13 protein-coding genes are annotated in these 15,258 nt (G+C 48.7%); 12 read left to right on the top strand and 1 reads right to left on the bottom strand.

Going from position 1 to position 15,258, the window contains the following annotated elements:
• Positions 1 to 18: 18 nt before the first annotated feature.
• A complete protein-coding gene (locus QUB64_RS02370) occupies positions 19 to 636 on the bottom strand; it encodes a Uma2 family endonuclease (RefSeq protein ID WP_333266114.1) in 618 nt (205 codons plus the stop codon).
• 491 nt (positions 637 to 1,127) lie between these two features.
• Between QUB64_RS02370 and QUB64_RS02365 the strand changes: the two genes are divergently transcribed.
• The 12 genes from QUB64_RS02365 to QUB64_RS02310 all read left to right on the top strand — a co-directional run bounded on the left by QUB64_RS02365 (position 1,128) and on the right by QUB64_RS02310 (position 15,158).
• Positions 1,128 to 2,447, top strand: coding sequence for an ABC transporter substrate-binding protein (locus QUB64_RS02365; RefSeq protein ID WP_333266112.1), 1,320 nt, complete (start codon positions 1,128 to 1,130; stop codon positions 2,445 to 2,447).
• 91 nt (positions 2,448 to 2,538) lie between these two features.
• Entirely contained in the window at positions 2,539 to 2,724 is a 186-nt protein-coding gene (locus QUB64_RS02360) for a hypothetical protein (RefSeq protein WP_333266110.1), read from the top strand.
• A gap of 813 nt (positions 2,725 to 3,537) precedes the next feature.
• Positions 3,538 to 6,051, top strand: coding sequence for a sensor histidine kinase (locus tag QUB64_RS02355; protein ID WP_333266108.1), 2,514 nt, complete (start codon positions 3,538 to 3,540; stop codon positions 6,049 to 6,051).
• A gap of 943 nt (positions 6,052 to 6,994) precedes the next feature.
• A complete protein-coding gene (locus tag QUB64_RS02350; RefSeq protein WP_333266106.1) occupies positions 6,995 to 10,669 on the top strand; it encodes a response regulator in 3,675 nt (1,224 codons plus the stop codon).
• On the top strand, positions 10,662 to 11,036 hold the full coding sequence (locus QUB64_RS02345) for a response regulator (protein WP_333266104.1): 375 nt from the start codon (positions 10,662 to 10,664) through the stop codon (positions 11,034 to 11,036). The genes QUB64_RS02350 and QUB64_RS02345 overlap by 8 nt, the downstream gene beginning before the upstream one ends.
• Positions 11,033 to 11,425, top strand: a complete 393-nt coding sequence (locus QUB64_RS02340; RefSeq protein WP_333266102.1) for a response regulator — start codon at positions 11,033 to 11,035, stop codon at positions 11,423 to 11,425. The genes QUB64_RS02345 and QUB64_RS02340 overlap by 4 nt, the downstream gene beginning before the upstream one ends.
• Positions 11,418 to 11,792, top strand: a complete 375-nt coding sequence (locus tag QUB64_RS02335) for a response regulator (protein ID WP_333266100.1) — start codon at positions 11,418 to 11,420, stop codon at positions 11,790 to 11,792. Before QUB64_RS02340 ends, QUB64_RS02335 begins: the two co-directional genes overlap by 8 nt.
• The gene (locus QUB64_RS02330; RefSeq protein ID WP_333266098.1) at positions 11,789 to 12,055 is read left to right on the top strand and encodes a hypothetical protein; all 267 of its coding nucleotides are present in this window, start codon (positions 11,789 to 11,791) and stop codon (positions 12,053 to 12,055) included. Before QUB64_RS02335 ends, QUB64_RS02330 begins: the two co-directional genes overlap by 4 nt.
• Complete coding sequence (locus QUB64_RS02325) at positions 12,048 to 12,422, top strand: response regulator (protein WP_333266095.1); 375 nt, start codon at positions 12,048 to 12,050, stop codon at positions 12,420 to 12,422. The genes QUB64_RS02330 and QUB64_RS02325 overlap by 8 nt, the downstream gene beginning before the upstream one ends.
• A complete protein-coding gene (locus QUB64_RS02320) occupies positions 12,419 to 13,477 on the top strand; it encodes an adenylate/guanylate cyclase domain-containing protein (RefSeq protein WP_333266093.1) in 1,059 nt (352 codons plus the stop codon). The genes QUB64_RS02325 and QUB64_RS02320 overlap by 4 nt, the downstream gene beginning before the upstream one ends.
• A 326-nt stretch (positions 13,478 to 13,803) precedes the next feature.
• Positions 13,804 to 14,322 carry a Ycf51 family protein gene (locus tag QUB64_RS02315; protein ID WP_333266091.1) on the top strand — a complete coding sequence of 173 codons (519 nt, stop codon included), beginning with the start codon at positions 13,804 to 13,806 and terminating at the stop codon, positions 14,320 to 14,322.
• Positions 14,323 to 14,555: 233 nt separating this feature from the next.
• On the top strand, positions 14,556 to 15,158 hold the full coding sequence (locus QUB64_RS02310) for a Uma2 family endonuclease (RefSeq protein ID WP_333266089.1): 603 nt from the start codon (positions 14,556 to 14,558) through the stop codon (positions 15,156 to 15,158).
• Positions 15,159 to 15,258: the final 100 nt, after the last annotated feature.

The raw sequence follows: 15,258 nt of genomic DNA, 5'->3' as shown, positions 1-15,258 counted from the left end.
TTTATAATAATAACAAAATTACGCCATTAACTCATCCACCGCCACGCTAAAACCGGCCAACACAAGCTGAGTTTTCGCCACCTCACCAGACTTAAATAAAACTGCCTCACCTTGAGTAATTACTAACACCCAACTACTCTTTGGAAATAGCAGCCAAACTTCCAAACAACCAGACTCTAAATACTCCTGTGCCTTCGCAAAAACATCATCAGCAAAATCGTTAGGCGAAACAATCTCAGCTAGCAGCGGAAAACTCTGCGGCAAAACAGAAAACTCTCCAACTTGCGCCAACAGTTCAGGAGTAATATAAGATACATCGGGTATTCGCCCTTTTTTCATAGTTTGACAAGTGACTTCCACATACACCTCGCCCCCTCGAGCGCTTGAATCCATGTAAATGCCCCAATATCGTACCAGTCTAGCTTGAATGCGGCGAGTCTTTGCAGTCATTCCCGGTTTCCCTACTACTTCTCCATTGACAAATTCTACAGGATGTTTGACTATAACTTTACCGTCCGCCCACTCAGTCCCGTCAGGAGGATTTTGCATCCATTCTTCCAAAGTTAAATCTAACTGTTCTACACTAAAAGTTGTCATCTGACTCACCAATTTTACTGCTAATGTCGATTTTATCATAGGATCGCGAATTAAATAATTTACACAAGTTTGTGGGATGGGATCCCCCGCCCATCCCACAAGAATTATCAAATTGTAAGTTATTTAATTCTCAGCCCAGATCTCCCAAAACATGGAAAAACCCTCGAATATGCGGCAGCCACACAGTCGCAGCTTATGGACAGATACCGCACTACCAGAAAAATATATTCATAACGAACAAGTCAGCCAATGGCTATTAACCAAATTACCGCATTCGAGCCAGTCGAAGTGCCTCATTTAGCAAAATAGCGATCGCACCTGACAGAAATTCCTTGCTATCGGATGTGGCCGCAAGATAGACTAGGAGCCGGAGCTTTCACAGTTTTGTTCCAAAACACCTCCGAAGGAAAGACAAATCAGCTACCCCCAGACTTCTTAGATTCAACCCATTTCACCAACCTCTAACCATCCGCGTCCATCCGCATTCATCGGCGGTTAAAAAAATCTTCTTCCCTGAATACAACTGAAAAATGATTTTCTCCAAATTATCCAAAGCAATTAAACGGCAACTAAAACTAGCGGCCTGCATTTTACTTACCTTAAATCTGCTAATATTAAGCGGCTGTCAAAACATTCCCAAAAATAGCGATCGAATCAAACTAACACTGTGGCACGGCATCAATCCCCCGCCCAATCGCGATGTATTTAAAACTCTCACGGACAAATTCAACCAAACCCATCCCCACATCCAAGTAGAACCAATTTACATCGGTCAGCCAGACCAACAAATGCCAAAGATCCTCACCTCAATAGTAGGAAATGCACCACCAGATTTGTTGTGGAACGGCCCCATAATAGCCGGAAAATTAGTAGCAATGGAAGCAATTAAACCGCTAGAAAACTGGCTCGACAAATCCCCCATTAAAGCCGAAATTGATCCGTCATTGTTCGAGTCAATGGAACTCGGCGGACACATCTGGTCAATTCCCCTAGGCACTAACAACACAGGCATATTTTACCGTCCCAGCTTGTTTGCAGCAGCAGGAATCAAAGAAGTGCCGCAGAATTGGGCGCAATTAAAGCAAACAGCCCGATCGCTCACACGAGACACCAACGGAGACGGACGCACAGATCAACACGGCATAGTCCTCCCCCTAGGCAAAGGAGAATGGACAGTATTCACCTGGCTCCCGTTCATGTTCAGCGCAGGCGGCGAACTCGTGAGAGAAGCATCTCAAACTCCTGTACCCCAAATAGACAATCCGGGTTCTCTCGCAGCCTTGGAATTGTGGAGCGACTTGTTAACGGAAGGTTCAGGAATACTATCAGCACCGGAGCGCGGTTACGAACTTGACAACTTCATCGCTGGCAAAGTTGCAATGCAAATCACCGGGCCGTGGACTCTGGCACAATTGCAGCAAAGCGCGATCGACTACGCAGTGATGCCTATACCCGCCCTCAAACGCCCCGCAGCCGTTGTTGGGGGTGAAAACCTATTTTTAATGAAAACCTCGCCAGAACGCGAAAAAGCAGCCCTAGAATTCTTAGAATACGTTCTTGGTGAAGAATTCCAAACAGCATGGGCATTGGGCACAGGTTACTTGCCAATTAACTTAAAATCGAGACAGAGCCCAACTTATCAAAGTTTTGTGGAAAAAAACCCTGTTTTGCGAGTATTTTTAGAACAAATGAACTCAGCCCGATCGCGCCCAATTATCTCTGGTTACTCTCGCCTGTCAGAAAACCTTGGCCGTGCCATAGAAGCAACTCTTCTCGGCCGCAACCCCCAAGACGCTCTTAAAGAAGCTCAAGACCGTTTGACATTAACCTTAGATATTGCAGTCAAGTAAGGTATAGATTGGGCATGGGGCATGGGGCATTGGGCATGGGGCATGGGGCATTGGGCATGGGGCATGGGGCATTGGGCATTGGGCATTGGGCATGGGGCATTGGGCATGGGGCATTGGGCATGGGGCATGGGGCATTGGGCATGGGGCATGGGGCATGGGGCATAGGGCATGGAGCATAGGGCATGGGGCATTGGGCATTGGGCATTGGGCATTGGGCATTGGGCATTGGGCATTGGGCATTGGGCATGGGGCATGGGGCATGGGGCATGGGGCATAGGGCATTGGGCATGGGGCATGGGGCATGGGGCATTGGTCAGAAGTGCTGTCCCCGCTTGCGAACCCGATCGTTAGTCATTCGTCATTGGTAAGACAAATGGCGATTACTTCACGAAATTTGAGCATCGCTCTATTACAATCAAAGGGAAATAGAGAAGATTTTTTGCTGTAAATTCTCCGCTGGCACTATACCTCTTGCAAAAATCGAAAAATACCCTGAAATCATCTGCGTTTATCTGTGTTTATCTGCCTGATATCTGCGGTTTCTGTATCCATCAAAGACTTATGCAATTCAAGTCTACTATATTCGACGACAGACTTGAAGCCTCGATTAATTGGTTGAAAATATTATGAAAATAATTCCCGCCTGCACTTACAATCAGAAATCGAGTTTATTGCCCCGCACTTACCTGAAAGCTGAGATGTTGCGTGGGTGTTATCGGTTTCTTAGGTATTATCGATCGGGGTGCCTGATGTGAGGGTGAATTGAGTTGCGATCGCCAGACACGAAAAGACGCCCGCTGTCGCTCGGTCATAAATCTTTAACAAAAACCCAAAATTAACAGACAGAATGCTTAGCCATCACAGATATATTGGCAAAAAAGGGATACTCTCGAAATTTAGGCGCTTCGGCGATCGCAGCGCCAAAAAACCGCTCCCTCAACGGCGCCACAAAAAGTTATCTCAACAGGTTCTCCCCCTACATACCACCCATGACCTACGATCACCTAATAGAAACATTTTCCCTACCCTGTGCCCGTCCCGTGCCACCTAATGAGATCCCAACAACCGTCCACCTTTTCCCCAAAAGACAATGCAGACAAAGTTCCTTAACGCCATCAAAGGACATTCCAGGCGGTACTTCCTCGCAGTAGGCGCGATCGCCCTGATCTACTATGCGGCTTCCCAATTCGCAATTTCCACCCTCACCCTCAGTTCAGAAATTTACCCCATGTGGCCCGCAGCAGGAATTGCCCAAGTCGCCCTGCTGCTGTTTGGGCGGCAACTGTGGCCCGGAATTGCGATCGGAGGCTTCCTGTTCAGCATCAGCACACCGTCGGCCAACATCGCCACGGCATTGATCTCGGCGGCGGCCAGAACCCTGCAAGCGTGGACGGGAACTTATCTGCTACAGCGCATTAACTTTAGCGCCGGACTCGATCGGCTCAAAGACGTTTTAGGAATAGTCGGACTAGCAGCCTTCGCATCTACCCTGATCAACTCCACCATCGGCAGCATCGTCGTGTGCCTGAGTGGTTTATCTAGCTGGAGCAATTTTGGCACGATTTGGGGGACTTGGTGGGTGGGAGACGCCATGGGAATTTTGCTCGTCGCCCCGCTGCTGCTGACCTGGCGCACATTGCCATCCGTCAGAAGGAATAAAGGACAGATTGCCGAACGAGCGATTTGGCTGGTGCTGCTGCTAGCAATCGGCTGGCTCGTCTTCTGCTCCCGCACCCGCGCCGCCTACGCCCGCTATCCCCTCGAATACTTACCATTTCCCCTAGTAGTTTGGGCTGCCTTTCGATTCGGCCAGCGCTACACAGCCCTCTCCAACTTCCTCCTCTGCGGCTTCGCCATCTGGGGCATCGCCCGTCAAAGCGGCCCCTTTCTCAAACACGCCAGCAGCATCCCCCAAGCACTGTTATCCCTGCAAGCCTTCATCGCCGTCATCGCCGTCACCGGCTTAGTCTTAGCCGCCACCGTCTCCGAACGCCACCAAGCAGAAGCCTCCCTGCGCGCCAGCGAAGCCAGCCTCGCCAACGCCCAGCGCATCGCCCAGCTAGGCAACTGGGACTTAGACCGCAACACCAAGCAATTGCGCTGGTCAGAGGAAATTTATCGCATCCTGGGAGAGCGGCCCGGAACTTTTGAACCCAGCCTCGAAGCATTCTTGCAATACGTGCACCCCGAAGACAGAAAATTAGTCAAAACCTCGATCGAAGCCGCTTTATTTCAGCAACAGCCTTACAGCATCGACTACAGGCTCCTACTCCGCGACGGCAGCAACCGCACAGTCTGCGAACAAGCCGCCATCAACTCTCTCTACATCACCAGCACCGTCCAAGACATCACAGACAGAAAGCGGGCAGAAGCCGCCCTGCGTTCTTCTGAAGAAAGATTTTCCAAGGCCTTTCACGCCTCCCCAGTTGGCATCAGCATCTGCACCCTCACCGACGCACGCTTCCTCGATGCCAACGACAGCTTTTTGCGCTCCCTAGGCTGGCTGCGGGACGAATTTATCGGCCGCACCGCCAGCGAGTTACGAATGTGGGTCAATTCCGAAGACGGGCGGCGGCTCGCCCAGATTTTGCAAGCACAAAATTCGATCGGCAACCAAGAAATCAAAATTCGCACCAAAGCCGGTGAAATACGCGACTGGCTGCTGTCTGTGGAACTCATCGACCTCGGCAGCAGTCAGTGCGTTTTAATCATGACCAGCGACATCACCGAACGCTTGCGTGCCGAAGAATTCCGCCGCGCCGCATTAGCCGCCGAATCTGCAAATCGATCGAAAACCATTTTTCTCGCCAACATGAGTCACGAACTCAGAACCCCCCTCAACGCCATCATCGGCTACAGCGAGATCCTCCAAGAAGACGCCCGAGACCTCGGTGCTGAAGAGTTTATAGACGACCTCCAGAGAATTAACACGGCCGGCCAGCACTTACTAGCGCTAATTCAAGATATTCTCGACTTCTCTAAAATTGAAGCAGGCCGCATCGACTTGCACATCGAAACCTTCACCATATTAAATCTGGTTGAGCAAGTAGTCGGCACGATCGCCCCCATGGCAGACAAAAATAGCAATATCTTAGAAATACAATGCCCTGAGGATATTGGCTCGATGCAGAGCGACTTAACTAAACTCCGCCAGTCCCTGCTCAACCTCCTCAGCAATGCCTTGAAGTTTACTTGCTCAGGCGCGATTACTTTCGCCGTTACCCGCTGCCTCGAAACCCCCGCCGAGGCTGCCAAGAGACGCAAAAAACTTGGAGCCTATAGAGGATCTGGCCAAGCTGAAAATAGCTCGTCTTCCTTGTCTTCTCCTCAATATTGGATCGTTTTTACCGTCAAAGATACCGGTATTGGCATGAGTCCCGAACAGTTAGCCAGAATCTTCGATCCTTTCACTCAAGCCGATTCCTCAACTACTAAGAAGTACGGCGGCACTGGTTTGGGGCTGACGATTACTAAGAAATTCTGCGAAATGATGGGCGGAGAGATTACCGCATTCAGCGAGTTGGAGAAAGGTTCTACTTTTACAATTCGGCTGCCAGCTATTCTCTACGAAACTTCGTTCTTCCTGGAAAACTCAGATAAATAATAATTTTTGCGAGTTGTCGGCGGCTGCAAATTTTATCAAATAAAAGTCAGAATTAAGAAGGCTTTAGTTATCGTCGCGAGAGAAGTCAATTCGTTTAATTTATACCAATTATTAGAATTATTGCAACAGTAGTCGTAGGGTGTGGATCCATCAACAATCTCTGAATAAAAACGGACAATTTAACAGATCCGCACCTCATGCCAATTATCAAAAATTATGCAACAGTTGCAGAAATTTTGATAATTGGTATAAGTTAAATAAGTTAAAAAAATTAAATCAGTGCGATCGCACTCGACCGATATGTAATACCAATTTAAAAAATCCTTGCTACAATGTTCTTCGTTGAGATCGTTTACTCAAATATTGTCGATGGTGCGTCGCCATAGCTGATTTTCCGTCTTTTTGGGATACTATCGATGGATCCACACCCTACGACGAATATTGTTGCATTGATTATTCAAATTGGTATAACAATCAAGCAGGTACTCTCATGCTGAGTGTCGATCGCCCAGCTTCATCAACCAAGAGGACTCATCCGGCGAGCAACAGTCAAAACCGGGCTAAAACCGTCCCAGAATTTTGTCAAGACTGACACGCTCTCGATCCCGAAACCCGGTTTCTTCACCTGAGTCGAGCCGTCAAAAAGCGAGTTTTGGCAGAAACCGAGTTTTTGAGAGTAAGTTCACTTGATAAGATGATACCATTTTTGAGTTGGTGACCGACATTTAGAGCCGGGGTTTGTTGAAAATCTAAAATTTTTTGATACTAAATATAATTAGCGCAGTTTAAAAGATTTTGGAGCTCGCAGATGACAGATCGGCTTCTGGATAAAACCTGCGATCGAGTTCGATCGCGTACCTTTACACTAACTGTATAGCTGCGTATAAATACTATTAATTAAAAAGATATACTGTAGAAAGTTGCCTACAAAGCGCCAGAAATTATGCATCCCCACCTCCAGCGCCAACTCGAACAGCTCGGTTTAGCCGGCGAGTCTACCCCTCCCACTGCCGAGCAGTGGCAGCTATTCTTAGAGCAGGTAAGTTGTAGCTATGACAACAGCACTCTGAGTCACCACGAACCTGTGGCGCTACAGGATTTGGCATCCTCGCCCCAGTCCCCTCAAGACTCTTCAACATCTTCAGAGTTCGATCGCCTGCGATCGCAGGTCAACACTTTAGGCGCGGGATTGTGTATCCTAGACGGCAACGGGTTTGTCATCTCAGTGAATCCAGAAGCCGAACGCTTGCTGGGCTGGCGAGAGTCGGAACTTGCAGGCCTTTCGCTGCTAGAGCACATTTCCCCCCAACAGCAGCAAGGCAAGAAATCCCCAGTTTTGAAGGCTCGGAAACAAAAAAACAGCAAAAATGAAGAGGAGGCGATCGCACCTACACTATCTTTACAACAGGCGATCGCCGACCGTCAACCTTGCAGCAATTGGGACGACGAGTTTCTATGTCGCGACGGCAAAATTTTACCAGTTTCCTATTTTTTCAATCCCGCAGTTGAGGGCGGCGAAATATCAGTCTTGGTGTTTTTTGAGCAGGGAGAACACCAGCGATCGCTCTCGATGCTGCAAGCAGTTCTAGAATCTACAGATGCTGGAATTCTCGCGGTTGACAGCAACGGCAATGTATGCCATTATAATCAGAGATTTGTCGAGATGTGGGGTTTGTCTGAAGCAGCAGGAAAGTTGAGCCGATCGTCCACAAGCCAGATCGAAAAAACCATCGCCACAGCATTCCCCTTCGCCAGGGAACAATTAAAAGACCCCCAAGGATTTCTCCAACACGCGATGAAATTGTCGGCAGAGCCAGATGCGAAAATCAGCGAATTATTAGAATTAAAAGACGGAAGAGTTATCGAATTAAATTCACTGCCATCAAAAGTGGGAGCAAACACAGTTGCCAGAATATGGAGCTTTCGAGACGTTACCGATCGCCAAAAAGTAGCACAATCTTTGCAGAATCGATTAGAATTCGATCGGTTGATAGTTAGTTTGTCAACCGATTTGATCTGCCAGCCCGGATCGGAAATAGACAAAGGCATCGATCGCACTCTCGAAGCAATCGCCACGTTCAGCGGCTTTGACCGCAGTTACATATACTTGTTATCTTGCGACAAAACTAGCGCCGACCAAACCTACGAGTGGTGCGCAGAAGGGATTAGGGCCCAAATTAAAGATAGCCCCGACCAACAAATAGACATCGCCCAAATCCCTTGGATTGCAGAAAAGCTCGATCGCGCCGAATGCCTGCACATCAGAGAAATCCGAGAACTCCCGCCCGGAACCCAAGCCGAAATTGCCCGGTTGACAGGCCAAAATTCAGCAGAATTCCTGACAAACTCGCCATCCCAAACAGCAACCGCCTCAACAGGTGCGATCGCACATTCCCCAAAAACCAAATTAAAAAAACCTCAAAAAAATCTGCGATCGCTCATAATTATTCCCCTAATTTACAGTAAAAATCTAGTAGGATTTCTGGGATTCGAGAGCTTCAAACCGGCAACCGCTCGATCGACCGAAATATCCGCTCCTCTCAAAATGGTAGGAGAAATGCTCGCCCATGCCCTAGAACGCCAGCGGGCAGAATTCGCCGTCAGACAAGCCGAAACTAAATACCGCAGCATCTTTGAAAACGCAGTCGAAGGCATATTCCAGACCACCCCAGAGGGGCGCTACCTCAGCGCCAACCCCGCACTAGCCGGGATTTACGGCTACGAAACAGTCGCTCAACTGATCGCCGAACTCCCAAACCTCAACAGCCAACTTTACATTGACCCCAACCGACGCGCCGAATTTGTGGCGCAATTGGCCGCGCGCCGTCAAGTGTCAAAATTTGAATCCCAAATATACCGCCGAGACGGCAGCACGATCTGGATTTCCGAAAACGCCCGCAGCATCTGCGACGAAAACGGCAGCGTTTTGTACTACGAAGGCACAGTCACCGACATCACCCATCGCAAACTTGCAGAATCCGTCATGCAGTCGGCCCTAGAAGCAGCAGAATCCGCCAACAGGGCAAAAAGTACATTTCTCGCCAACATGAGCCACGAACTGCGCACGCCCCTGAATGCGATCATCGGCTACAGCGAAATGCTCCAAGAAGAAGCCGAAGACTCCGGCGATGAAACCTTCGTCCCAGACCTCGAAAAAATCCGCGGCGCAGGCAAACACCTGTTATCGATGATCGATGACATCCTAGATATCTCTAAAATTGAAGCAGGTCGCATGGATCTCTACTTAGAAAACTTCGACATTCATGCCTTGATTGAAAGCGCTGTCGAGACGGCGAGGCCGCTGGTAGAAAAAAACGGCAACACGGTAGAAGTCTACTGTCCAGACAATCTCGATACCATGCACGCCGATATGACCAAAGTCCGGCAAGTGCTGCTGAACCTACTCAGCAACGCTGCCAAGTTCACCAAAAATGGAAAAATTGCGATCGGAGTTGAAAGAATTACAAATGAACAATTAAGAATGAAAAATCAAGAGGAATCTGCCCAAATTTTAATTTCCAACTCCGAATTTTTAAGTTTCCGCGTCACCGACACCGGCATCGGCATGACACAAGAGCAATTGCAGCGAGTTTTCCAACCTTTTACCCAAGCTGACGCCTCGACTACTAAGCAGTATGGCGGCACCGGTTTGGGACTAGCTATCAGCCAGCGCTTCTGTCAGATGATGGGCGGCAGCATTGAGGCAAGCAGCACGTTGGGTGCAGGGACTACTTTCACCGTACTCTTGCCCAGCGCCATCAAACAACCGGAAATCCCCAACAAAGTCGGCGACAGCACTAGGACTGCGGACGCACCTGCTGTCGGCACGGTGCTGGTAGTTGACGATGACCCCATCTCCCAGGATTTGATCGAGCGTGCCCTCGCTCGCCAGGGACTGCACATAGAAGTCGCAGGCAGTGGCGAGGAAGCCCTCAGGCTCGCAAAGCAACTGCGGCCAGACGCCATTACCCTCGACGTGATCATGCCAGGAATGGACGGCTGGGCGGTGCTTTCCGCCCTGAAGGCAGATCCAGACCTTGCCGAAATTCCCGTAATCCTGCTATCCTTTGTGGGCAACAAAAGCCTCGGCTTTGCATTGGGCGCTTCGGACTATCTCACCAAACCAGTGGACGGCAAACGGCTGGTTGCTTTGTTGAATAAGTACCGACGCGACCAAGACGGCGTTGCGGCTCACAGTTTGCCATGTCAGATATTAGTTGTGGAAGATGACTATGCCACCCGCAAAATACTGCGGCGCATACTAGAAAAACAAGGCTGGGCTGTGGCGGAAGCTGACAGCGGACGCACTGCTCTCGAACAGCTAGCAGTCGATCGCCCGCACCTGATCTTGCTGGATTTGATGCTGCCAGAAATGGATGGTTTTGAGTTGATCGCCGAACTTCGCAAGTCGCATTCTGGAGATCCTATACCGATCGTCGTAATTACCGCTAAAGACCTGACGACCGCCGAAAGTCAGCAACTCAACGGCTATGTCGATCGGGTGTTACAAAAGGGAGTCTACAGTTGCGATACTTTGCTGCGCGATGTTCGTTCTATAGTGAATGACAGGCTCGATCGCAGGTACGACTCGAATGGCAAGGAGAACACCAATGGCTAAAATCCTGTTGGTCGAAGATAACGAAATGTACAGCGATATGCTTTCGAGGCGTCTGGCCCGCAAGGGACACGAGGTCTTTATTGCTGTGGACGGTGCAGAGGGGGTGTCGATGGCCCTTGACAAAGTACCGGATTTAATTCTGATGGATATGAGTCTGCCAGTGCTCGACGGCTGGCAAGCAACCCAGCAAATTAAGGCGGCTCCAGAAACTAAAACAATTCCGGTGATTGCCTTGAATCGTCACGCAATGGCAGGCGATCGTGAAAAGTGTTTGGTGGCTGGTTGTAACGAGTATGAGACCAACCCGATCGAGTTGCCCCGACTTTTGAGTAAGATTGAAATGCTTCTGAGAGAGGCTATTAAATGAAAGATGCTACGCGCAAAATACTGCGGCGCATATTACAAAAAAAAGGCTGGTCAATGGCGGAAGCTGACAGCGCGCCCGCTGCTCTCGAACAGCTAGAAGTTACTCGCCCGAACCCGATATTTCTGGATTTGATGCTGCCAGAAATGGATGGTTTTGAGTTGATCGCCGAACTTCGCAAGTCGCATTCTGGAGATCCTATACCGATCGTCGTAATTACCGCCAAAGACCTGACTCCTGCCGAAAGTCAGCAACTCAACGGCTATGTCGATCGAGTATTACAAAAAGGAGTCTACAGTTGCGATACTTTGCTGCGCGATGTTCGTTCTATAGTGAATGACAGGCTCGATCGCAGGTACGACTCGAAAGGCAAGGAGAACACCAATGGCTAAAATCCTGTTGGTCGAAGATAACGAAATGAACAGGGATATGCTTTCGAGGCGTCTGGCCCGCAAGGGACACGAGGTCTTTATTGCTGTGGACGGTGCTGAGGGTGTGTCTATGGCCCTCGACAAAGTACCGGATTTGATTCTGATGGATATGAGTCTGCCAGTGCTAGACGGGTGGCAAGCAACCCAGCAAATTAAGGCGGCTCCCGCAACTAAAACGATTCCGGTGATTGCCCTGACAGCTCACGCAATGGCGGGCGATCGTGAAAAGTGTCTGGCCGCCGGCTGCGATGACTACGACACCAAACCAGTCGAGTTTCCCCGACTTCTGGGTAAGATTGAAATGCTTCTGAAAGAGGCAATAACATGAAAGGTGACGATGGCAGCGTGCTGGTTGTTAACGACAAAGAGCTGAACCTCGACTTGCTGGCTCGCCGAATTCAGCGTCAATGCCGTGTGGTGAGTGTTGCCGAAAACAGGTTTCAAGTTAACCTGGTGCTGCGAGCGACTCGGATCGGTACTTGTTTGGCAAAGAAACGAATCCAGGATCGAGAGCAAGTTGATTTGCAAAAGTTCACCGAGGAACAGAAAAAATCCGAGCGTTTGCTGGCAAAGGAGAACACCAATGGCTAAAATCCTGTTGGTTGAAGATAACGAAATGAACAGGGATATGCTTTCGAGGCGTCTGGCCCGGAAAGGGCACGAGGTGTTGATCGCTGTTGATGGCGCTGAGGGGGTATCGATGGCGAAGACAAAAGTCCCGGATTTGATTTTGATGGATATGAGCCTGCCGGTGCTCGACGGATGGCGAGCAACCCAGCAAATTAAAGCAGATCCCGAAACTAAAATGATTCCGGTGATTGCGCTGACGGCTAACGCTATGGCGGGCGATCGTGAAAAGTGTTTGGCCGCCGGCTGCGACGATTATGACACCAAACCGGTGGAATTTCCCCGACTTTTGAGTAAGATCGAAACGCTTCTGAAAGAGGCCACGCAATGAAAACTGACGAGGGCAGCGTCCTGGTTGTTGACGATAACGAGGTAAACCGCGATTTGCTGGCTCGCCGACTTCAGCGTCAAGGCCACGCGGTGACTGTTGCTGAAGATGGTCTCCAAGCTTTGGCACTGATGCGTAGCGAGCCTTTTGATTTGGTGCTCCTGGACATTATGATGCCGCAAATGAACGGCTATCAGGTTCTCGAACATCTGAAGGCGGACGAGAAGTTACGCTACATCCCAGTGATTATGATTTCGGCGGTGGATGATATCGACAGTATTGTCCGCTGTATTGAGTTGGGGGCGGAGGATTATCTTTCTAAACCTTTCAATCCAGTATTGCTCAAGGCTCGGATTAGTGCTTGTCTGGAAAAGAAGCGGCTGCGGGATAAGGAACAAACTTATTTACGCGAGTTGGCCCTGGAAAAGGAAAAGTCAGAGCGTTTGCTGTTAAATATTTTACCAGGCCCGATCGCCCAACGCCTTAAAGAAGGGGAAAATACGATCGCCGACAGTTTCGCTGAAGTCACAGTGATGTTTGCGGATTTGGTCGGTTTTACCAAGCTTTCGGCTCATTTGTCGCCAGCGGAGTTGGTGGAATTGCTCAACGAGATTTTTTCAGCTTTTGACGAGTTGGCCGATCGCTACGGACTTGAGAAAATTAAGACGATCGGCGATGCTTATATGGTGGTTGGCGGTTTGCCAAAGCCCAGCGACAACCACGCCGAAAGCATTGCAGAAATGGCGATCGAAATTGTAGCAGCAATGGCCAAGATCCGCACCAAGGGAGGTCAGCCGCTCAGCATCCGCATCGGCATCCACACGGGCCCGGTGGAAGCTGGGGTAATCGGTACTAAAAAATTTACTTACGATTTGTGGGGAGACACCGTAAACACAGCTTCCCGCATGGAATCTCAAGGCATCCCCGGCGCCATTCAGGTGACAGTTGCTACCTACGAGCGCCTGCGGAATAAATATGTTTTTGAGGAGCGGGGCGTGATTTCGGTGAAAGGAAAAGGCGATATGATGACTTATCTGCTTGTGGCCCGAAAAGGTTAATGGGGCATGGGGCATGGGGCATGGGACATGGGGCATTAGTCATTAGTCATTAGTCATTAGTTCTGTCTCCGCTTCCGAAGAATAATCATTAATCATTAGTTAGGAGTTATATAAAATCTTGTTAAATATGAATAATAATTTAGTCCGATTATGCTGCTGGGTTCCGTGTTTTTCGGGAATCCGAACTATAGTATAATTTCGTAGTTACACCCTTAGATACAATCGATGACTAATGACCACCGATAAGGTTCGCGAGTTCTTAGGCTCGTACTTCTGACCAATGACTACTGACTACTGACCAAATTACCCAATTACTAAATTGACAAATGAACGTAAATTCTAACCTTTTAATGTACGCCCAATGGGCGGGAATTCTAACAGCAGCATTGTTTCTTTTAACGATCGTAGCATTTATTTTCACATGGGGTTTTCGCTTCCGATTGGTAGGAGTGAGCAGCTTTATGGCCGTCATTGCTGCGAGTATATTCGGTCTCGGTTTAGGACTGTTTTCCCGCACCGAAATTCCCGGTGCAGTTCGCTATTCTTTAGTTTACGATACTGGCGGCGCTCAAACAGTAGTTACCGTTCCGCCTTCGATCACGGAATCCGAGTTAGAAGCAACCATGCGACAAGTGGCTGCGGATTTGTACTCTCCAGGGCGCTCTGGACGCGGCAGAGACTATATGACTATTCGGGTTCGGACAATAGTACATCCCGAACCAGGCTTGTCTCAGCCGCTGTTTTTGGGCGAAGTGAGGCGATCGCTCGCAACTAGGTATGATGACAAAATGGCGATCGAAATCTTCCCCGAAAAAGTCGCAACCCTCAAAAAATATCAAGCCTAAAAGTAGTGATTGTAGGGTGCGGATCCCTGAAAAATTCCCAACTTGCATATCGACAATCTCATAGATCCGCACCTGATAAAATAGTGATTGTAAGGTGCGTCAGGGCTGAATGTTTTAACCACTTACTCAAGGATTTCCCCCTGACGCACCCTACGGTTATACTACTTCATCCGAGCAGAGCCTGGTAATCAATTAGATAAAAACGATTCAATATCGAGTCGAGGAATCATAAAATGATTGCAACCACCCTACAAAAAGTAAGTTTTAACGAATTTATTGAAATTTGCCGTGAAGATGGTGCTTATGAATTGGTGAACGGAGAGATTGTCAAAATGGCAACTACCAGAAATCACGATGATGTTGCTGAATTTGCAGAGAGACAGTTTTATCAAGAGTGCCATCGGCTAAAACTCAACTATGTAGTCAAGCGAGGTATCACGATTAAAACTACCACAAAAGAAGGTATAGAGCCAGGAAGAGTTCCTGATGTCAGCATCATCGATCGCACTTTGTGGCGTGCCGAACGCAAATCCTATACCGCACTCGAATCGCCGATTCAGTTAGCTGTCGAGGTAGTATCAACTAATTGGGAAGATGATTATGTTGACAAGCTAGATGAATACGAACGTTTGGGCATTGCTGAATACTGGATTGTGGATTATTTGGCAATTGGGAAAAGAGAGTATTTGGGAAACCCGAAAATTCCCACAGTATTTGTGTTTTCGCTAAATGCTGAAGGGAAATATCAGCGGGCTAAATTTAGAGGTAACGAACAAATTGTTTCACCTACTTTTCCCGAATTGATTTTGACGGCAGATCGGGTATTATTTGCTTAAGTAGATGAGTGCAAAAATACACAAGTCGTAGGGTGCGGATCCCTGAAAAAATCTTAACTAAATTTCGACAATCTCATAGATCCGCACCTGACAAAATAGT

Source organism: Microcoleus sp. Aus8_D2 (genome assembly GCF_036702665.1).
Lineage (GTDB): Bacteria > Cyanobacteriota > Cyanobacteriia > Cyanobacteriales > Microcoleaceae > Microcoleus.
This window is presented reverse-complemented; position numbering and strand designations above follow the sequence as displayed.